Source organism: Micromonospora sp. WMMB235, assembly GCF_001855515.1.
Classification (GTDB): Bacteria; Actinomycetota; Actinomycetes; order Mycobacteriales; family Micromonosporaceae; genus Micromonospora; species Micromonospora aurantiaca.
Map to the genome: position 1 here is coordinate 4865200 of NZ_MDRX01000001.1, position 19324 is coordinate 4884523.

The following is a 19324-nucleotide window of genomic DNA, read 5'->3' on the forward strand; positions in this document are numbered from 1 at the left end:
ATGATCAGATTCTTTCTGCGTCGATCGGGCAATGGTGCCCTCGAATCGGCTCCGGCAATTTCGGGAACGTCTTCTCCGCGAACGCGGGAGGTACCGCACATGACGCTTTTCGGCTGGGACGCCAGTGACTACGACGTCGACCGGGGGTTGACGGCCGACCGGATCCGGGAGGCCCGCGCCGCGGGCATCGACTTCATGACCTACAAGGGCACGGAACAGTCGCGCGACGGCACGTTCCACAGCCAGTACTACGGGGTGATGCTCACCGCCGCGAAGGACGCGGGCATCCCGTTCCTGGGCATGTACGTGGTGGTGCACTCCGACGTCTCCATCGAGGACCAGGCGGCCACCGCCATCGACTACGCCGACAAGCACACCCCCTGGTGGCGCACGTACGACGGGTTCTTCTGGCAGATCGACCTGGAGCGCTGGCCGACCGACGACGTGCCCCCGCACATCGGCGTCGACGTGGGCCGGGAACTGGAGGAACGCACCGGCAAGGTGGCGGTGATGTACGCGTCGCGCGGCCAGTACGGCGACGACGACCTGGGCGACTTCCCGCGCTGGAACGCCGACTACCCGTACCGGGTGGCCGAGGACTTCAAGGCCGCGTACGCGCGGGCCGGCGGGGACTCCGGCCCGGGCTGGACGCGCTACGGCAAGCCGGCGGAGACGCCGCGGATCTGGCAGTTCACCGATTCGGCGATCATCGGCCGCCAGCACACCTGCGACGCGGACGCGTTCCGCGGCACCGCCGACGACTTCGCGAAGATGATCGGGGAGAAGACGTCCACGACGACCAAGCGGGACGTGATCGCCACCTTCCACAGCACCGCGCACGCCGGCGACACGCTCGACACCACCGACCGGTTCCACGCCATCCGCTGGGCTACCGGCCTGTACCACTGGACGGTGCCGGAGACCGGGCTGGTGAGCATCCAGGCGACAGTCGACCTGCGCGGGTTGCGGCGTGACGACCTGGTCCGGATACGCGCCGAGTACACCCGGCCCGGAGACGCGGAGAACGACACCCCGTTGCTGCGGCAGGAGCGGGTGTCGGTCGACCCGGAGACCACCGGCGGGGTGTTCGTGGTGAGCACGCCGGACGAACGGGTCGAGCTGCCGAAGGGCACCCAGATCCGCGTCCAGGTGGCGGTGCGGCCGGCGGACGACGACCACCGCCGGAGGCTGACCTACAGCACCCGTACCCGGATCAGCATCGTGGAGATCCGGACGGCAGGCTGAGCGCCGTGCCCGCCGTTCCACACACCGGAGGCCCGGGTCCCCCGGGTGAACGGCCGGTGCCGCCGGCAGGATCCCGCCGGCGGCACCGGGATCGGGTTCAGCAGGGCCCGTTGTCGGTCCACACGCCCTGGCTGTTGGTCCCCGGCACGTCTCCCTGGGTCCACCACCGGGAGGTCCACCGGTGTCCGCCGTAGGACACCACGGCACCTCCGGGGTACGCGGTGCCCGCGGCCCAGGCCGGCGCGGCACATGCACCGCCGGTGGGTGACGGCGAGCCGGTGGGCGTCGGGGAGGTGGTCGGCGTCGGGGAGCCCGTGCAGGCACCCTGGTCGGCCCAGACCGCGGCGCTGCCCGGCGTCTCGCCCTGGGTCCACCACTTCGCGCTCCAGGTCCGTCCGGCGTGCGAGACGGTTGCACCGCCGGAGTACGCGGTGGACGCCGACCAGGCCGGCGCGGTGCAGGTGCCCCCGCCGGGTGGGACGGAACCGCTCGGGCTGGGCGACGGCGTGACCACCTCGCCACCACGTGCCCAGTCCCCGGCCAGCGCGTACGTCTGGCCGCCGAAGGCGAGCGTGAAGTTGGCCGGGCCGGAGATCGGGAGCTGATAGTTGAGCGTCACCTCGGCGTACGAGCCGGGCGCGATTGCGGCCGGCACGGTGAGGCGTACCCGGTTGTGGTCGCCCTTCAGGCCGCCCACGTTGCTGCCGGTGTGGCCGGTGGTGACAGTGGTGAGCGCCCAGCCGGACTGCTGGCTGAGCGTGGCCGGGGTGGTGGTGGGATAGTCGAACTCCAGGTGCGCGCCGGCCGGGATCGGTGCGCCGGTGTTGTTGGTCAGCCGCAGCTCGGGGTTGATCGGGTAGTTGTTGTCGCCGAGCGCGAAACCACCCATGCCGACCGCCACGTCCAGCGTCCGGGTGGGCATGGTGATGCCCGCCTTGCGGGCGCCGTACGCCGGTGCGGCCTTCAGCCGGTCGTAGAGCAGCGTGGTCAGCGTGTCGCCCATGCCGTACCGGCCCTTGGCGGAGTCGTAGGCGTAGTCGCCGGCGAGTTCCCAGATCATCACGCCGCCGAGGCCCTTGGCCGCGACGTAGTCGGCCTTGGCGGCGAGCGACTGGTCGTCCTCGGTGGAGAGGAAGACCTTCTTCTCCGCGTTCCACAGCCAGGGCGCGACCAGCGCGGCCGAGTAGTTACGGGCGTAGCTGCCGCTGATCCGGTCGGCCGGGTCGGTGGCCGGGGTGAGGCCGTATCCGGCCAGGTAGTCGCCGGTGATGCCGGCCTGGAGGTTCTTCGCGTGCCACATCGGGTTGGCGCCGCCGGGCACCTCGTTGCCGGCGGCGTCGAGGTCGTGCCAGAGGTTGTCGATGCCGACCGCGCCGTTGCCGCAGGGGGTGGTGGAGCCGATCGAGCCGCCGGTGCCGGCCGGACACTTGGTCTGGTCGGGCAGCGCCGCCCGTCCCCACAGGCCGTTGGTGCCGCCGGTGACGCCCTGCCAGCCCCGGGTGTAGTAGGGCACGCCGATGTTCACCCTGCCGCTGGGCAGCGCGCCCCGGAAGTAGTGGTACGCCCAGTCGGTGTTCAGGTAGCCGATGCCGGAGTAGGCGCCGTACACGCCGCCCGCGGCCAGCTCGGCGTCGTCGCCGTTGTCGTAGAGCGCCGCGTTCGGCCCGACGAAGTGGTTCCACGCGCCGTGCAGGTCGTAGGACATCGCGTTGACGTAGTCGAGGTACTGCAACGCCTGGTAGGACTCCATCCCGCGCAGCAGCCAGCCGGACGCGGGCGCGGCCACGGTGAGCAGGTAGTGCCTGCCGTCGGTGGCGGCAGCCCGGTCGAGCTTCTCCCGCAGCGTGCGCATCAGCACCTGGTACGAGGCGTTGAGACCGGCCCGCTTGGCGTCGGCCTGGGCGAAGTCGAGCGGGTTGCCGGCCTTGTTGTTGGAGGTGGGGTACTCGTAGTCGATGTCCACCCCGTCGAAGCCGTACGTGCGCAGGAACGTCACCACCGAGTCGGCGAACGTGTTGATGCCGGCGGTGTTCACCGTGTTGGTGCCGGTGGTGGTCATCCGGTAGAAGCCGCCGGAGTCGATGCGGTTGCCTCTGTCGTCGATGAAGCCGCCGGTCTCGGCCCAGCCGCCGACGCTGATCAGCGTGCGGACTCCGGGGTTCTGCTTCTTGTACTTGTTGAGCAGGTTGAAGTGCCCGGTGTACGGCAGGGCCGGGTCCATCTCGGCACCGGCCACGCCGGGCCAGGTCATGTTCGTCGCCGGGTTGTCCGGGGCGCCGGGGTCGCCCACGGAGATGCGGTTGCCGCCGTCGACGTGGGCGAACGCGTAGTTGATGTGGGTGACCTTCTGCCAGGGGATCTGGTTCACCAGGTAGGCCGGGGCGCCGTTGCGGCCGGTCCGCCAGCTGGTGAAGTAGCCGATGATCCGGCGGGTGTGGTCCGCACCCATCTTCTCCCGGCCCGCGGTGTCGTAGACGGTGCAGTAGGGCACCGAGACCCCGGGCGTGCGGTAGAGCCCGTCGGGCCGGCACGCCTCGTCGTCGGCGGCGGCCGACCGGGCGTCCGGGGCGGCCACGACCACCGCCGTCATCGCGGTCAGCAGACCGGCGGCGCCGGCCGACAGCCAGCGGCTGATTCGTCTCGCCAGCACGCGCACCTCCTACATTTAACAAACTTAACTGTTAAGGTCGCTAAATGTATACCGGTGTCGATACGCCGAGACAAGAGGCGGACTGCTAGTCGAGATGCTCCGCCGGCCGGGCCCAGCCGTGGAGCCGCGCCGGCAGCGGCAGGCTGTTCCAGGGCACCCGGTGCAGCAGGCGGTCCAGCAGCAGGCCGAGCAGCAGCCCGGCGACCGAGTCGGTCAGCCAGTGCCAGCCCAGGTAGACGGTGGTGCAGAAGACCACCGCCGGTGGCACCACCCGGACCACTGTGACCAGCCGGGGCGGCACTGTGCGGCCGAGCGTACGCACGAGCGGGGCCAGCAGCAGGGCCAGGACGCCGTACCAGACGATCGAGTTGGCGACGTGCCCCGACGGGTACGACTGCGCGAAACGCACCGGCAGGTCGTGCTGGAACAGCGGCAGCGTCTGCTCGGGCGACAGGAACGGCTCCTTGACCGAGGCGCTCGGCGCCGGGCGGGCCGTCCACACCTTCAGCGGGCCGATCGTGAAGAACGTGAGCACGAACCCGGCCACCGGCGGCAGCAGCGGCCGCACCGAGCGCAGCCGCCACGCCAGCAGCACGCCCAGCCCGGCCGCGAGCAGCGTCAGCGGCGTGCCCTGGCCGAGCAGGTTCAGCGTCATCGCCACCCAGCGGGCGGCGGCCGGGCGGTTCTCGTCGGACCAGTCGGCCACCGCCCGGTCGAGGCCGAACAGGTGACCGGAGGCGAGCGCGACGGTCAGCGCCACCACTGCCGCGAGCAGCAGCAGGTCGAACCACCACCCGGCCGGCCGGACCGGCCGCAGCCGCAGGTCACCGCGTACCCCCGAGGTCTGACGCACGCGACCACGCTACCGGCCGCCGGCGGCGGCGGGGCGGCGCGGGCATCGGCGGCTGTGTGCCCAACCACGAAGGGAAGCGCGGCGCGGGGGTCAGCGGTCACACTGGTTGCCGTGCGGATCACCTCGGCTCTCGTCGACCCGGCGCTGCTCGACCTCCCCTGGTCGACACCGCTGGAGCAGTGGCCTGCCGAACACCTGGTGGCGCTGCCGCAGGGCATCTCCCGGCACATCGTGCGGTTCGTCCGGCTCGGCGGGTACGTCTACGCGGTGAAGGAGACCGGCGAGCGGGTCGCCGAGCGCGAGTACGACCTGCTGCGGGCGCTGGAGCGGATCGACTTCCCGTCGGTCGAGGCCATCGCGATCGTGGCCGACCGGCAGACCGACGACGGTGAACCGCTGGACCCGGTGCTGATCACCCGTCACCTCCAGTTCTCGCTGCCCTACCGGGCGCTGTTCTCCAACACGCTGCGCCCGGAGACCATGAACCGGCTGCTGGACGCGCTGGCCGCGCTGATCGTGCGGATGCACCTGACCGGCTTCTTCTGGGGCGACTGCTCGCTGTCGAACACGCTGTTCCGGCGGGACGCGGGCGCGTTCGCCGCGTACCTGGTCGACGCAGAGACCGGCGCGCTGCACCCGTCGCTGTCGAACGGCCAGCGCGGCGAGGACCTGGAGATCGCCCGGGTCAACATCTTCGGCGAGGCGCTCGACCTCCAGGCCGCCGGCCTGCTGCACGAGTCGATCGACCCGGAGGTGGTCTGCGAGGAGGTCGTGCAGCGCTACGAGCGGCTCTGGCACGAGATCACCTACGAGCAGCAGGTCGAGCGCGCCGCCCGGCACGACATCGAGGGGCGCATCCGCCGCCTCAACGAGCTGGGCTTCGACGTGGCCGAGGTGGCCATGTCGACAGTCGACAACGGGCGCTACCTGGTCCGGCCGAAGGTGGTCGACGCCGGCTACCACACCCGGCGGCTGCTGCGCCTGACCGGCCTGGACGCGGAGGAGAACCAGGCCCGCAGGCTCCTCAACGACCTCGACGCCTACCGGCTGGAGAGCGACCTGACCGACGAGCAGCAGGCGGCGCACCGCTGGCTGACCGAGGTCTTCGAGCCGGTGGTCCGGGCCGTGCCTGCGCACCTGCGGAACAAGCTGGAGCCGCAGGAGCTGTTCGCCCAGATCATCGAGCACAAGTGGCTGCTCTCCGAGCAGGCCGGGCGGGACGTCGGGATGCGCCGGGCGGTGCAGTCGTACCTGGCCGACGTGCTCGTGCACCGGCCGGACGAGCAGGCGGTGCTCGGCGTCGAGGTGCCGAGCGCCTGACGCCGGGGGCGGATCACTCCACCCAGTCGCCGCCGCGCATCACCCGCACCACGTTCAGGTCGTCGTCCAACATCACCAGGTCGGCGCGCAGCCCGGCGACCAGCGCGCCCACCTGGTCGCCCAGGCCGATCGCGCGGGCCGGGGTGGTGGCGACCATCCGGCAGGCGTCCGGCAGGGCCACACCCGCGCCGACCGCGTGCCGCAGCGCCGCGTCCATAGTGAGCGTGCTGCCGGCGATCGCGCCGTCACGGCTGAGCCGGGCCACCCCACCGGACACGGTGACCGCTTGGCCGCCCAGCTCGTACTCGCCGTCCGGCATCCCGGCGGCGGCCATCGCGTCGGTGATCAGCGCGGCCCGCTCCGGGCCGGCCACCGACGTGGCGAAGCCGAGCATGCCGTCGTGCAGGTGCACCCCATCGGCGACCAGCTCGCACACCACGTTCGGGGCCTCCAGCAGCGCCACCACCGGGCCGGGCTCGCGGTGGTGCACCGGGCGCATCCCGTTGAACAGGTGGGTGCCGACCGTCGCGCCCGCGGCCACCGCCGCCCGGGTCTGCTCCCAGGTGGCGTCGGTGTGCCCGACCGCCACGACCACGCCGTGCGACACCAGCAGCTCGATCGCCTCGGTGGCGCCGTCCCGCTCGGGAGCGATCGTGACCATGCGTACGGCGCCGCCGCCCAGCTCGATCAGCTCGGTCAGCTCCGCGGTGGACGGGTCGCGCAGGAACTCCGGGTTCTGCGCGCCGCAGCGGTCGGCGGACAGGTACGGGCCTTCGAAGTGGACGCCGGCGAGCACGCCGGACTCCACCAGCGGACGGTAGGCGGCGGTCGCGTCGCGCATCAGCTCGAACGGGGAACTGACCAGGCTGGCCAGCAGCGTGGTGGTGCCGTGCCCGCTGTGGAACGCGGCAGCCTGCCGGGCCGACTCCGCGTCGCCGGTGGTGAACGTGTGCCCGCCGCCGCCGTGGGTGTGCATGTCCACGAAGCCCGGCACGATCCAGTGGCCGTCGCGCACCGACGGATACTCGGCGACAGCGGTGATCCGCCCGTCGGCGATCTCCACGCAACCCTGCCGGATGACGCCGGTCGGGGTCACCACCTTGCCGGTCACGCGCCGGGTCATCGACTCTCCTTCGCCAGGGTGTCCAGGGCCAGCAGGGCGGCGCCCAGGCAGCCGGCCTCGTCACCGAGGTCGGCCGCGACCAGGCGCGGCTCGCGGTGGAACGTCAGCCGCTCGCGCAACGCCGTCCGCAGCGGGTCGAACAGCCGGGGACCGGCCTGGGCCAGCCCGCCGCCGAGCACCACTGTCGAGACATCGTAGAGCGCCTGCCCGGTGGCGAGTCCGTCGGCGAGCGCCTCGACCGCCTCCTGCCACACCTCCACGGCGAGCGGCTCACCGGCCGCCGCCCGGTCGGCCACCTGGGCGGCGGTGGTGGGCGCGCCTGACAGCTCGGCGTACCGGCGTCCGATCGCCGAGGCCGACGACACCGCCTCCAGGCAGCCGGTCCGCCCGCATCCGCAGCGCGGGCCGCCGGGGCGTACCAGGATGTGGCCGATCTCCCCGGCGGCGCCGTGCGCGCCGGTGGCGGCCGACCCGTCGACCACGTGGGCGGCGGCGATGCCGGTGCCGATCGCGACGAACAGCACATGCCCGCCGTCCCGTCCGGCACCGAGCCGGGCCTCGGCCAGGCCGCCCGCCCGCACGTCGTGGCCGAGCGCCGCCGGCAGTCCCAGCCGCGTGCCCGCCAGCTCCCGCAGGGGTACGTCCCGGAAGCCCACGTTCGCCGACCAGACCGCGACGCCGCGCTCCTCGTCGACCACTCCGGGTACGGCGATGCCGCAGGCCACCGGGGTACGGCCGTCGGCGCGGGCCTTGCCGGCGAGCCCTTCGGCCACGTCGAGGATTGTGCCGACCACGGCCTCCGGGCCGCGCTGCGCGTCGGTGGCGTGCCGTTCGGTGTGCACAGTCGTGCCGTCCGGCCGGACCAGGGCGCACTTCATCCCGGTGCCGCCCACGTCCAGCGCGACGACGACCTCGTCGCCTGCGCTCACGCCGTCTGCCGGCTTCGCATGCGCTCACGGCCCTCGCTGCGCTCGGTGCGTTCGCTCATGCCGTGCCGGCTTCGCATGCGCTCACGGCCCTCGCTGCGCTCGGTGCGTTCGCTCATGCCAGGACCACGGACCGGGTCAGGTGGCGCGGCGCGTCCGGGTCGAGGCCGCGGCTGGTGGCGAGCGCGACCGCGAAGCGCTGGGCCAGGATCAGGTCGGCCATCGGGTCGACCGGGTTGCGGCCGGCCGACCAGCTCGTCAGCACCGTGCGCCAGCCGTGCGTGCGGCTGTGCACGAACGCGGCGCCGGTCGCGGCCACGTCCTCGGGCAGGCCGTCCGGGATCTCGCCGAGTGCCCAGACCAGCCGTCCGGGCGCGGCGACCGAGATCGGGCCGTGCCGGTAGTCCATGGCCGGGTACGCCTCGGCCCAGAACGTGGCCGCCTCGCGGCACTTCAGAGCGGCCTCCTGGGCCAGCCCGACGGTCCAGCCGCGACCGAGGAAGGTGACCTGCTCGATGCCGGCCGGGTCGATCGGCAGCGGGGCGCGTACGGCCACCTCGGCGTCGGCGGCCAGCCGCCCGAGGTCCTCGCCGAGGTGGGCGCGCAGCAGCGCGAGCGCGGTGGTGGCGAAGCGGGTCTGCACCACCGACCGCTCGTCGGCGAAGGGCAGCGCGACCGTGGCGTCGGCGAGCGCGACGGCGGCCGAGTCGGGGTCGCCGACCAGGACCGTGGTGGGGATCCGGCCGCGCAACGCGGTGAGCAGGTCGAGCACCTCGGTGGTGGTGCCGGAGCGGGTGATCGCGATCAGCCGGTCGTAGCGGCGGTCGGCCGGGAACTCGCTGGCCTGGAAGGCGTCGGTCTCGCCCTGGCCGGCGGCCTCGCGCAGCCCGGCGTACGCCATCGCCATGAACCACGACGTGCCGCAACCGACCACGGCGACCCGCTCGCCGGGGCGCGGCAGGTGCTCGGCGACGGTCGGGGCGAGTCGCGCCGCCTCCCGCCAGCAGTCGGGCTGGCTCGCGATCTCCGCGTGCACGTACGCCATGACAACTCCTCCCCAGGGGAGACCTTGCGCAATACGGCGCGATACGGCCGCCTTTCGCGCGTCATTCTGCGTGAAACCTGGTGGCCGTGGCAACCGTCTCCCCGTTCGCGCAGCGCAGGGTTTTGCGCGGACCTAGTTTCGCGCACTAGTGTGCACGCAACCGATCACCGTTCACGCACAGTCTGGGGAGGGCCCCGCGGTGGACCGCTACGCGCGCTGGAACGCGCTGCTGGAGATGCTGACCGACAGCGGCCGGGTCAGCGTCGAGGAGGCGGCCGGGCGGCTCGACGTCTCCCAGGCCACCATCCGGCGCGACTTCGACCAGCTCGCCCAGCAGCAGATGATCACCCGTACCCGGGGTGGCGCGGTCGCCAACGGCGTCTCCTACGACCTGCCGCTGCGCTACAAGACCGCGAAGCACTCGGCCGAGAAGCAGCGGATCGGCACCGCCGCCGCGGCGCTCGTGTCGCCGGGCACCGTCGTCGGTCTCAACGGCGGCACCACGAGCACCGAGGTGGCGCGGGCGCTCGCCGTCCGCCCCGACCTCAACACCAGCGCCGAGGGTGCCCAGCTCACAGTGGTGACGAACGCGCTGAACATCGCCAACGAGCTGCTGGTGCGCTCGCGGATGAAGGTGGTGGTGGCCGGCGGCGTGGTCCGGCCGAAGTCGTTCGAACTGGTCGGCCCGCTCGGCGGGGCGCTGCTGCGCGAGGTCACGCTGGACGTGGCGCTGCTCGGCGTGGACGCGATCGACCCGCAGCTCGGCGCCGCCGCGCACCACGAGGGCGAGGCGGCCATGAACAGCCTCATGGTGGCCCGGGCCAAGCGGGTCGTCGTGATAGCCGATTCGTCGAAGCTCGGCGGGCACGCGTTCGCCCGGATCTGCCCGGTGGACCGGGTCGAGACGCTGGTGACCGACTCCGGCGCGTCGCCGGACGTGGTGGCGGCGTTCCGTGAGGCGGGCGTCCACGTCGTCTGCGCCTGACGTGCAAGGAAGGGCCCCTTCTTAACGCCTGCGGTAGAGGAGGGGCCCCTTTTTAACGCGCCGACACTGCATACCGGGTATTGCCTTCCGGTGCATACCGCGTATGGTGTCGCTGACGCCTACTTATCGGGGGAGGTCAGCTGTGTCGGCTGTCCTGGAGATCGAAGGTCTCCGCAAGACGTACCGAAGCCGGAAACGCGGGGTTCGCCACGCGCTCGACGGCTTCGACATGCGAGTGGAAGCCGGCCAGGTGCACGGCTTCCTCGGCCCGAACGGTTCGGGCAAGACCACCACGCTGCGGACGCTGCTCGGCCTGATCAAGCCGAACGGCGGCCGGATGGCCATCCTCGGCCAGGAGCTGCCGCACGCGCTGCCGGCGGTCGCCGGGCAGGTCGGCGCCATCGTGGAGAGTCCGCAGTTCTTCCCGCACTTCACCGCGCGGGACACGCTCGGCCTGCTCGCCCAGGCCGGTGAGCTGCCCAAGCGGCGCGTGGACGAGGTGCTGGAGCTGGTCGGGCTGCGCGACCGGGCCGGTGAGCGGGTCAAGACCTACTCGCTCGGCATGAAGCAGCGCCTCGCGGTCGCCTCCGCGCTGCTCAAGAACCCCAAGCTGCTGATCCTCGACGAGCCGGCGAACGGCCTCGACCCGGGCGGCATCCGGGAGATGCGCGGGCTGATGCGGGAGCTGTCCGAGGCCGGGATGACAGTGGTGCTCTCCAGCCACATCCTGGGCGAGATCCAGCTCATCTGCGACTCGGTCACCATCATCTCGCTCGGCCGCCGGGTCGCGTTCGGTCCGGTCGACCAGGTGCTCGCGGCCCACTCCCAGGGTGCCGTGCGGGTACGCCTGGAGGCGGTCAGCGACCTGCCCCAGGCCGCCGACGCGCTCACCCGGGCCGGGGTCCACGTGGCCGCCGAGCCGGACCACCTGATGCTGTCCGGCGTGGACAAGCCGGCCACCGTCAGCCGGCTCCTCGCCGAGCAGGGCCTGTACGTCAGCGAGCTAACCCCGGTCGCTGTCGACCTGGAGAGCGTCTTCCTCGAACTGACCGCCACCGCGCCGGTCCCCGGCCAGCACCGTCAGGTCGATCAGTCCGCCAAGGTCGACCAGACCGGCACCGCAGGAGGTTGGGGCGCATGAGCCTGTTCGTCACCGAGCTGCGCCGGCTCGGCAAGCGCCGGGTGACCCGGCTGATGCTCGTGCTGCTGGTGCTCGGCCTGGCCACCGTCGCGACCGCGTTCAGCTTCTCCAGCGAGAAGCTCTCGCCCGTCGTGGTCGCAGAGGCCGAGGCCAAGGCGAACAACGACTACCAGTCCGCGATGACGGAATGGAAGCGCACCATCGCGGAGTGCGAGGCGGCCCAGGCGCGCGGCGAGAAGACCGAGGAACGGTACGGCCCGAACTGCGGCAAGGACTACCAGCCGCAGCCCGACATGTTCGAGGCGAAGTGGTACCTGCCGTACCAGTTCGACTTCCGGGCCGAGTTCCCCCTGTTCATCGCCGTGTTCGCCGCCTCCGTGGCGCTGTTCGGCTTCATCGTCGGCGCCTCCTTCGTGGGCGCCGAGTGGAACACCGGCGGAATGATGAACCTGTTGCTCTGGCGGCCGAAACGACTGACCGTGCTGGGCACGAAGCTGGCCGCCCTGCTCACCACCGTGTTCGGCCTGACCGTGGTGCTCGGCGCGCTCTGGACGGCGGCGTTCTGGCTGATCGCCAGCCAGCGCGGCAGCACCGCGAAGATGACCGCCGGAGTGTGGCAGTCGATCGGGCTGGACGGTCTGCGGGCGCTGGGGATGACGCTGCTCGTGGCGGCGGTCGGGTTCGCGCTGGCCTCGCTCGGCCGGCACACGGCGATGGCGCTCGGCGCGGCGGTGGGCATCTTCGCGGTGAGCGAGATCGGCATCCGGATCGCGGTCGCCGTGCTCGGGGTCCAGTTCGGTGACCGGTACGTGCTGTCCACGTACGCCCAGTCGTGGTTCCTGAAGCAGGCGGAACTGTTCGACTACGACACCTGCCAGTTCTCCCAGGGCGCCTGCGAGCCTGCGACGTACGTGGTCACCTGGCAGCAGTCGGCTGTGGTGTTCGGCGTGGCGCTGGTGGGCGCGTTGGCGGCCGCGTTCTGGACGATGCGCCGGCGGGACATCGCCTGACCTGGTCCGCGCCGCCGGCCGGTGCCGGCGGCGCGGACCCCGCGTCCGATGCGGCCGGGGGCGGCCCTGGTTACGCTGGGGCTCCCCCGGCCGGCGCGCTCCGCGTGCCGGTCACCCGCCGTCGGAGAGGAGCGCCATGTCCGCCGACGCCTCGCAGCGGGCCGCCGTCGACCGGTCCGGCCCGGCAGCGGGTACGCGCCACGCGGGCGGGACTGTTCCGCCACCGCGCACCGCTCCGCCCGTCGAGTCCACCGCACCGTCGGAGCCGTCGGAGTCCGCCCGGCCCGCCGAGCCCGCCACGGCCGGGCCCGCCGCGCCGCCCGTCGAGTCCGCCGCGCCGGTCGAGCAGGCCGGTCCAGACGCGGCGGAGGCGGCCGCTGTAGGCACGACGCCGGCCGGCCTGACCGAGCGGGAGCAGCGGATCCTCGCGTTCGAGGCGCAGTGGTGGAAGCACGCCGGCGCCAAGGAACAAGCCATCCGGGACACGTTCGGGCTCTCCGCGACCCGCTACTACCAGCTGCTCAACGCCCTGCTCGACCAGCCGGCCGCGCTCGCCGCCGAGCCGGTGCTGATCGGCCGGCTGCGTCGGCTGCGCTCGTCGCGTGCCCGTAACCGGCGCCGCTGACCGGCGTCACTTCTCGTACGTGCGCAACCCGTTGCCGATGGCGAAGAACGTCGGGGCCCACTCGCCGATGAAGATGCCCCAGCGGTCCGCCCGCGCCACCCCGGCGCGCTCCATGTGCTTGGAGAGGAACCAGCTGGTCACCGAGAGGCCGATGCTGACGAACCCGGCGAGGTAGGCGTGCTCCGCCCGGATGCCGCCCTCGTGCAACCGCTCCAACATCTCGTACCCCCTGTCGCCGGGACCGACCCGGTCGCGTCCGACGCTACCGAAGGTCCGGAGAAGATGACGCACGGTTACCTCGATCGGGTCGGCCGGCGGATGACCGGCCGCGGTCCGGGTAGGCGGCCCGCGACGACGAACGGAGGCCGACGATGGGGGCACCAGACCGCCGGTACGCGATCGGCAGCAGGCTGGCCCGCCCGGTCGCGGAGGCGCCGGTGATGCGGGTGCGTTCCGCCTCCGACCCGGCGCCCGGCCGACCGGAGAACGAGGACGCGGTCTTCCGGTTCGGCCCGCTCGTCGGCGTCCTCGACGGCGCGACGGTGCCCGAGGGCTTCGACACCGGCTGCGTGCACGGTCCCGCCTGGTACGTCCGGCACCTGGCCGCCCGGATCGGCCTGGCGATCGCGGCCCGCCCCGCCGCCACGCTGATGAGCAGCCTCGCGGCGGCGATCCTCGCGGTGCGGGCCGATCACGGCGGAACGTGTGACCTCGACCATCCCGGCACCCCGTCCTCCACCGTCTGCCTGCTCCGGCACAGCGGCGACCGGGTCGACTACCTGGTGCTCTGCGACAGCCCACTGGTGCTCGACACCGACCAGGGGATCGAGGTGGTCACCGACGACCGGCTGGCCGACGCGGTGGCGGACCTGCGCCGCAGCGTCGCCGCACTGCCGGACGGCGAGACCGACCCGGTGACCCGGTTCCGGCGCGCGACGACCGTGCAGCGGACCCGGATGAACCGCACCCACGGCTACTGGGCGGCGGCGAGCGACCCGGACGCGGCCTACCACGCGCTCACCGGGACGCTTCCGCTGCGCGGTCCGGGGGCGCTGCGCCGGGCCGCGCTGCTCAGCGACGGCGCCTCCTGCGCTGTCGACCAGTTCGGCCTGTTCGACTGGGCCGGGTTGCTGGAGGTGCTGACGGTGGAGGGTCCGGAAGGGCTGATCGACCGGGTCCGCGCTGCCGAGCGGGACCACCCGGACCGGCTGCGGCGGCACAAGCGCACCGACGACGCCTCGGCTGTGCTCTGCGAGTTCGGCCCTTCGGCGTGAGCACGCTCACGTCGGAACGACCGGTCGGATGACAACGCAGCGTGAGGCGGGAACACCCCGGGGGTACGACCGGACGAGGCGGTCGGCCATAGCGGCAATCCCTCCCCAAAGGGGTGGACGACCCGGACCACGCGCGGCAGACTGCGCGACGTGACGGGTGCTGTACGGCTGGAGCCGGTGGACGAACGGAACCTGGAACCGTTGCTCTCCGTAGCGGCGGCCGAGGCGGAACCGGAGGACGTCATGCCTCCGGTGGACGCCCCCGCGGGCTGGTCGCTGGCCCGCCGCGACGCGTTCCGCGAGTTTCACCGCGCCAGCCTCGGCGGGCTGAACGGCCCGACCGGCACCGCCATGTACGCGATCGTCTCCGGCGGTGAGGTCGTCGGCATGGTGCGGATGACCCGCCGGGACGAGCCGGGAACAGTGGAGACCGGCATGTGGCTCGGCCGGTCCGCGCGGGGCCGGGGCCTGGGCGCCGCGGCGCTGCGGCAGTTGCTGCACGTCGCCGCCGGGGCCGGGATGCACACGGTGGTCGCGAACACCACGCCGGACAACGCGGGGGCGATCTCGGTGCTGCGTAAGTGCGGCGCGGAACTGCGTGAGGAAGATGGAGTGCTGCACGCCCGGATGTCCCTGGATTCGGCCCTGCCGATCCGCTGACCCCGCTTCCTTCCCCGATCACGTTTCTCCTGCTCAGAGTCGCCTCGGTGGGTGGTTTCGTGCTTGCACGGAAGTGTTTTGCCGAGGGGGTGACGGGTACTGCCCGCGTCTCCGGGCCCTGACTTTCCCGGGGAGCGCGGAGGAGAGCGGATGAAGAGCGGAACACGGGTGGCGTTCGCCGTCGGTCTCGGCTACCTGCTGGGTCGCCGGAAGAAGATGCGTACCGCGCTGACGCTCGCCGCGGCGGTCGCCGCCGGGCGGGCCAGTCGGCGCCCGGGCGGCCTGAAGCAGCTCGGCGCGGACCTGATGGCCGCGAACCCGCAGCTGCGCAACCTCGGCGGGCTGGCACCGCCGCTGGTGGCCGCGGGCCGCGCGGCCGCGACCGCCGCCGCCGGCAACGGCATCGACGCCATCGGCGGACGACTGCGTGAGGGCGCCGGTGCGTTGCGCCGCAAGGCGGGTACGGGCCGGCCGGACGCCGGGCGTTCCGCGTCGGACGAGGACCGTTCCGGGCCGGGCGCCGAGCGTTCCGCGCCGGACGAGGAGCAGGAACTGGACGACCAGCCCGGCGCGCCGGTGCCGGCCCGAGCCGATCGGGGGCGGTGAGCCGTGGCGACGGGCAGCCTGGCCGACCGGGCCCGCGACCAGATCGGCGGCGAGCTGCGCAACCTCGCCTCCGCGCTCGGTGAGCGGGCCGTGCAGGTGGTCACCGAACGGGTCACCGACGCCACCGGGCGGCTGAGCGAGTACGCGAAGCAGGGCGGCGATCCTGGCCTGGTCGCCGCCGCCACCGGCGCGCAACGGCTCGCCGAGGGTGCCTCCCCGGTGAGGGCGATGTTCCATGCCGGCCTGGCCGGCGGTAAGGAGAAGCTGATGGCGGCGTTCGGTCGCAAGGGTGGCCGGGACGGCGGCCAGAAGCTCAAGGTCACCAACATCGTCGAGACCGTCGAGGTCGGCGTGCCGGTCCGGGTCGCCTACAACCAGTGGACGACGTTCGGCGACTTCCCGAGCTTCATGAAGAAGGTCGAGCAGGCCGACTGCGACGCCGACGAGAAGATGACCTGGAAGGCGCAGGTGCTCTGGTCGCACCGGAGCTGGGAGTCGACGATCGTCCGGCAGATCCCGGACCGGCTCGTCCACTGGCGGTCGAAGGGCGAGAAGGGCTCGGTCGACGGCACCGTCAGCTTCCACGAGGTCGCCCCGGAGCTGACCCGGATCCTGGTCGTGCTGGAGTACCACCCGCAGGGCTTCTTCGAGCACACCGGCAACCTGTGGCGGGCGCAGGGCCGGCGGGTCCGGCTGGAGCTGAAGCACTTCGTCCGGCACGTGATGACCCGGACCGTGCTCGACCCGGACGCGGTCGAGGGCTGGCGCGGCGAGATCGAGGACTCCCAGGTCGTCAAGGACCACGAGACCGCGCTCCGGGAGGAGCGGGGAGACGCCGGGCCGGCCGACGACGAGTACGCCGCCTACGACGAGGGCAACGACTTCGACGACGACGAGTACGCCGACGAGCCGGTCCTGACCGAGCCGGAGCGTGCCCGCAGCCGGACGGCCCGCGGGCAGCGCGAACCCGAGCGCCGCCGCCGTGTCCCGGAGAGGCCTCGCCGCCCGGCCGCCCGCCGCCGCGACGAGCGCTGACCGGAGGCGGGCCGGTTCGTCAGGACCGGCCCGTGGCGTACGACTCCAGGTGCGCGAGCTGCACCGGGTCCAGGGAGGGGCGGACCCGGTTCCGGGCCGCCTCGACGTGCGCGGCGGTCACGGTGCTCGCGCTCAGCGACTCCCGCATGGCTGCCAGCGCCGCCTCCCGGATCAGCGCGGCGCAGTCGGCGGCGGAGAAGCCGTCCAGCTCTGCGCCGAGCGCGTCGAGGTCCACGTCCGGCGCGAGCGGGACGTCCCGGGCCGAGGCGCGGAGGATCTCCGTACGCGCCGGGCCGTCCGGCGGCGGCACGTAGACCAGCCGTTCCAGCCGGCCGGGACGCAGCAGCGCCGGGTCGACCAGTTCGGGGCGGTTGGTCGCGCCGACCACCACCACGTTGCGCAGTGCCTCCACCCCGTCCAGTTCGGTCAACAGCGCCGCCACCACCCGGTCGGTCGTACCGCCGTCGGTGGCCTGCCCGCGTATCGGGGCCAGCGCGTCCACCTCGTCGAGGAAGACGAGCGTGGGTGCGGCCTGGCGGGCGCGGCGGAACAGCTCCCGGACCGCCCGCTCGCTCTCACCCACCCACTTCGAGAGCAGCTCCGCGCCCTTCACCGACAGCACGTTCGCCCGCCCGGACCCGGCCAGCGCGGTCACCAGGTAGGTCTTGCCGCAGCCGGGCGGACCGTAGAGCAGCACCCCGCGCGGCGGCGTCACGCCCAGCCGGGCGAACGTGTCCGGATAGGTGAGCGGCCACAGCACCGACTCGGTGAGCGTCTGCTTGACCTCGTGCAGCCCGCCCACGTCGTCCAGCGTCACCGACGCCAGCTCCAGCGTGGACGCGGACATCGTGGTCGGCCGGACCACCTCCAGCGCGGCGGTGAAGTCGGCCATCGCCACCGTCGGCGTCTCCGCCGTCTTCTGGCGCAGCGCCGCGCGTACCCCTGCCTCGCGTACCAGCGCCGCCAGGTCCGCCGCGACGAACCCGGGGGTACGGGCGGCCACCTCGTCCAGCCGGACGTCACCTGCGAGCGGCACCTCACGGGTCAGCACCGTCAACTGCTCCCGGCGCAGCGCCGCGTCGGGCAGCGGCACGGTGATCCGCAGCGCGAGCAGGTCCGGGCCGCGCAGCGCCGGATCCACCGCCTCGGGGCGTCCGCTGGTGCACACCACAGCGGCACCGGCCCGCAGCGTCTCGGCCACCACCTGGCGGAACACCGTGGCCAGGGGGCCCGGCTCGTCGGCCGGGGCGATCGACTCCACGTCGGTGACCAGCAGCACGGCGGGACCACCGGCGCGTACCGCCGAGGCGGCCTCGCGCAGCCGGCGTGCCGCCGCGTCATTGCTGAGCGCGGCCAGCTCGGGCGCCCAGAGCGGCCGTACGCCCGCGCCGACCCGGGCGGCGACGGCACGCACCAGCGCGGACTTGCCCGAGCCCGCCGGGCCCTCCACCAGCACACCGAGCGAGACGGTGGTGCCGAGCCGGCCCAGCACCTCACGGTGGTGGAAGCCCAGATCCAGCAGTTCGGTCAGCTCCTCGGCCTGGGCGCGCAGGCCGGGCAGTTCGTCCACGTCGGGCGCGTCCTCCGGACCGAGCAGGTCCCCGTCGGGTTCCGTCCCGGGCGGCGTGGCGGGGGCGGAGAACCGCGCGGGGGAGGCCGAGGACGCCGGGCCGGAGCCGCGGGTGGCGGCGCCGTGCTCCCAGCCCACCACCGTGTCCATGGTGACGAGCGCGCCGACCGCCGGTTCGGCCGACACGACTGTGAGTAACGTGCTCGTCCAGGCGTACCCGACGGAACTGGCCAGACTGCGCCGCGCGGCCTCGATCAGGCCGCGCACGGCGGCGTCCGGCAGCACGTCCTGCGGCAGCAGCGAGACGTCGTCCCCGGCGGTGACCACCTTGCCCAGCAGCGCGAGCCGCAGCATCTCCGGCGGGACCGCGGCGACCACAGCGGCCGGGCCGGAGAGGGTGAGCCGGCGTGCCGGGGTCGCCGGCAGCGGGCTCACAGTGACCTGGCCGCCGGCCCGCAGGCCGAGGTTGCCCAGCAGCAGGTCGTCGGCGTGCAGGAGGGCGCCGCTGGTGCTCGGCTCGGCGGCGGCCGCGATGCCGGCGGTGACCCGGCGGCCGGTCAGGCGTACCGGGTCGCCGGGGCGCAGCGCCAGCGCGGTGAGCACCTCGGGATGCAGGCGCACCACGCCGCGGCGGGCGTCGAGCGCGGCCGGCCGCAGCGTCGCGGTCAGGGTCAGGTCGGGTTCGGCCACCCGCCGACAGTAGCCGCCCCGATCATCGGGTGCCGGGTCAGCGCGGGCCCGGGTCGTCCAGGAGCGACGGGTCGCGCCGGATCATCTCGGCCAGCCGGGCCGCCGGGTCGGATTCCAGCGGGTCGTGGCCGGGCGCGGGCACCGTCTTCACCGACATGGGCCACGCCGGCGGCGGCGCGGGCGGCGCCGCCGGGCCCACCGTCACCGCCGCGCCGGACCAGGAGACCCGCAGCGGGTACGCCTGCTCGCCCAGTTCCACGCGCAGCGTCACGGCCAGCCCGGGGTGCTCCGCCACCACCCTCCGGACCGCCTCGGCGACCTCCTCGACCGGGTCACGCCGAACCGGCGCCTCGCCACCGCGCAGCCGGTACGCGCCGCGCCCCGCCCGCTCGTCGCCCGGCTCGTCCGCCGCCTCCACGGGCACGTCCCGCTCGGGCGTCCCGGCCGGTTCGCCGGGCATCGGCGCCCGGCGGCGCAGCGCCTCCTCGCGCCGTGCCATCCGGGCCAGTGTCTCGTCCAGATCACCTCTCATGGCGTCCACCCCTTCGCCAGACAACGGATCGAAA

18 protein-coding genes are annotated in these 19324 nt (G+C 73.2%); 10 read left to right on the plus strand and 8 right to left on the minus strand.

The genetic code is table 11. The features are described from left to right. Nucleotides 1-99 precede the first annotated feature (99 nt). Complete coding sequence (locus tag BFV98_RS21415; RefSeq protein WP_071097579.1) at nt 100-1245, plus strand: hypothetical protein; 1146 nt, start codon at nt 100-102, stop codon at nt 1243-1245. Nucleotides 1246-1342: 97 nt separating this feature from the next. Here BFV98_RS21415 and BFV98_RS21420 read toward each other — a convergent pair whose 3' ends face one another. Both BFV98_RS21420 and BFV98_RS21425 read right to left on the minus strand, forming a co-directional pair. Beyond that, nucleotides 1343-3895, minus strand: a complete 2553-nt coding sequence (locus BFV98_RS21420; RefSeq protein ID WP_071098963.1) for a glycosyl hydrolase family 18 protein — start codon at nt 3893-3895, stop codon at nt 1343-1345. A gap of 85 nt (nt 3896-3980) precedes the next feature. Continuing rightward, entirely contained in the window at nt 3981-4748 is a 768-nt protein-coding gene (locus tag BFV98_RS21425; protein ID WP_071097580.1) for a phosphatase PAP2 family protein, read from the minus strand. A 111-nt stretch (nt 4749-4859) separates the two neighbouring features. Between BFV98_RS21425 and BFV98_RS21430 the strand changes: the two genes are divergently transcribed. After that, nucleotides 4860-6068, plus strand: a complete 1209-nt coding sequence (locus BFV98_RS21430) for a DUF4032 domain-containing protein (protein ID WP_013288884.1) — start codon at nt 4860-4862, stop codon at nt 6066-6068. A gap of 13 nt (nt 6069-6081) precedes the next feature. Here the strand turns inward: BFV98_RS21430 and nagA are convergent, their stop codons facing one another. From nagA to BFV98_RS21445, 3 genes are all read right to left on the minus strand, one after another. After that, entirely contained in the window at nt 6082-7191 is a 1110-nt protein-coding gene (gene nagA / locus BFV98_RS21435) for an N-acetylglucosamine-6-phosphate deacetylase (RefSeq protein WP_047891124.1), read from the minus strand. Beyond that, on the minus strand, nt 7188-8120 hold the full coding sequence (locus BFV98_RS21440) for an ROK family protein (RefSeq protein WP_071097582.1): 933 nt from the start codon (nt 8118-8120) through the stop codon (nt 7188-7190). Before BFV98_RS21440 ends, nagA begins: the two co-directional genes overlap by 4 nt. A gap of 112 nt (nt 8121-8232) precedes the next feature. Further along, entirely contained in the window at nt 8233-9162 is a 930-nt protein-coding gene (locus BFV98_RS21445) for an SIS domain-containing protein (protein ID WP_071097584.1), read from the minus strand. 199 nt (nt 9163-9361) lie between these two features. Here BFV98_RS21445 and BFV98_RS21450 point away from each other — a divergent pair, with 199 nt between their 5' ends. From BFV98_RS21450 to BFV98_RS21465, 4 genes are all read left to right on the plus strand, one after another. Beyond that, complete coding sequence (locus BFV98_RS21450; protein ID WP_013288879.1) at nt 9362-10147, plus strand: DeoR/GlpR family DNA-binding transcription regulator; 786 nt, start codon at nt 9362-9364, stop codon at nt 10145-10147. Between the two features lie 142 nt (nt 10148-10289). Beyond that, the gene (locus BFV98_RS21455) at nt 10290-11288 is read left to right on the plus strand and encodes an ATP-binding cassette domain-containing protein (RefSeq protein WP_071097586.1); all 999 of its coding nucleotides are present in this window, start codon (nt 10290-10292) and stop codon (nt 11286-11288) included. Beyond that, entirely contained in the window at nt 11285-12298 is a 1014-nt protein-coding gene (locus BFV98_RS21460; protein ID WP_013475074.1) for an ABC transporter permease subunit, read from the plus strand. The genes BFV98_RS21455 and BFV98_RS21460 overlap by 4 nt, the downstream gene beginning before the upstream one ends. A 136-nt stretch (nt 12299-12434) precedes the next feature. Next, complete coding sequence (locus BFV98_RS21465) at nt 12435-12923, plus strand: DUF3263 domain-containing protein (RefSeq protein ID WP_071097588.1); 489 nt, start codon at nt 12435-12437, stop codon at nt 12921-12923. Nucleotides 12924-12929: 6 nt separating this feature from the next. Here the strand turns inward: BFV98_RS21465 and BFV98_RS21470 are convergent, their stop codons facing one another. Next, nucleotides 12930-13142: a hypothetical protein gene (locus BFV98_RS21470; RefSeq protein ID WP_013288875.1), complete on the minus strand. Its 213-nt coding sequence runs from the start codon at nt 13140-13142 to the stop codon at nt 12930-12932. Nucleotides 13143-13294: 152 nt separating this feature from the next. On the opposite strand from BFV98_RS21470, the gene BFV98_RS21475 reads away from it, so the two are divergent. The 4 genes from BFV98_RS21475 (at nt 13295) to BFV98_RS21490 (ending at nt 16498) form a co-directional block, all read left to right on the plus strand. After that, nucleotides 13295-14197: a hypothetical protein gene (locus BFV98_RS21475; protein ID WP_071097590.1), complete on the plus strand. Its 903-nt coding sequence runs from the start codon at nt 13295-13297 to the stop codon at nt 14195-14197. 150 nt (nt 14198-14347) lie between these two features. Next, complete coding sequence (locus BFV98_RS21480) at nt 14348-14857, plus strand: GNAT family N-acetyltransferase (RefSeq protein ID WP_013288873.1); 510 nt, start codon at nt 14348-14350, stop codon at nt 14855-14857. A 150-nt stretch (nt 14858-15007) separates the two neighbouring features. Further along, complete coding sequence (locus BFV98_RS21485; RefSeq protein WP_013288872.1) at nt 15008-15463, plus strand: hypothetical protein; 456 nt, start codon at nt 15008-15010, stop codon at nt 15461-15463. A 3-nt stretch (nt 15464-15466) separates the two neighbouring features. Then, nucleotides 15467-16498: an SRPBCC family protein gene (locus tag BFV98_RS21490; RefSeq protein ID WP_013475077.1), complete on the plus strand. Its 1032-nt coding sequence runs from the start codon at nt 15467-15469 to the stop codon at nt 16496-16498. A gap of 19 nt (nt 16499-16517) precedes the next feature. Here the strand turns inward: BFV98_RS21490 and BFV98_RS21495 are convergent, their stop codons facing one another. Further along, nucleotides 16518-18758, minus strand: a complete 2241-nt coding sequence (locus BFV98_RS21495; RefSeq protein ID WP_071097592.1) for an AAA family ATPase — start codon at nt 18756-18758, stop codon at nt 16518-16520. A 37-nt stretch (nt 18759-18795) separates the two neighbouring features. Continuing rightward, complete coding sequence (locus BFV98_RS21500) at nt 18796-19290, minus strand: hypothetical protein (protein ID WP_013288869.1); 495 nt, start codon at nt 19288-19290, stop codon at nt 18796-18798. Nucleotides 19291-19324: the final 34 nt, after the last annotated feature.

Excerpts from the sequence above, each read along its gene's own strand:
- BFV98_RS21415 (WP_071097579.1), top strand. The coding sequence starts at position 100 with ATGACGCTTTTCGGCTGGGACGCCAGTGACTACGACGTCGACCGGGGG.
- nagA (WP_047891124.1), bottom strand. The coding sequence starts at position 7,191 with ATGACCCGGCGCGTGACCGGCAAGGTGGTGACCCCGACCGGCGTCATC.
- BFV98_RS21445 (WP_071097584.1), bottom strand. The coding sequence starts at position 9,162 with ATGGCGTACGTGCACGCGGAGATCGCGAGCCAGCCCGACTGCTGGCGG.
- BFV98_RS21460 (WP_013475074.1), top strand. The coding sequence starts at position 11,285 with ATGAGCCTGTTCGTCACCGAGCTGCGCCGGCTCGGCAAGCGCCGGGTG.
- BFV98_RS21465 (WP_071097588.1), top strand. The coding sequence starts at position 12,435 with ATGTCCGCCGACGCCTCGCAGCGGGCCGCCGTCGACCGGTCCGGCCCG.
- BFV98_RS21470 (WP_013288875.1), bottom strand. The coding sequence starts at position 13,142 with ATGTTGGAGCGGTTGCACGAGGGCGGCATCCGGGCGGAGCACGCCTAC.
- BFV98_RS21475 (WP_071097590.1), top strand. The coding sequence starts at position 13,295 with ATGGGGGCACCAGACCGCCGGTACGCGATCGGCAGCAGGCTGGCCCGC.
- BFV98_RS21485 (WP_013288872.1), top strand. The coding sequence starts at position 15,008 with ATGAAGAGCGGAACACGGGTGGCGTTCGCCGTCGGTCTCGGCTACCTG.
- BFV98_RS21500 (WP_013288869.1), bottom strand. The coding sequence starts at position 19,290 with ATGAGAGGTGATCTGGACGAGACACTGGCCCGGATGGCACGGCGCGAG.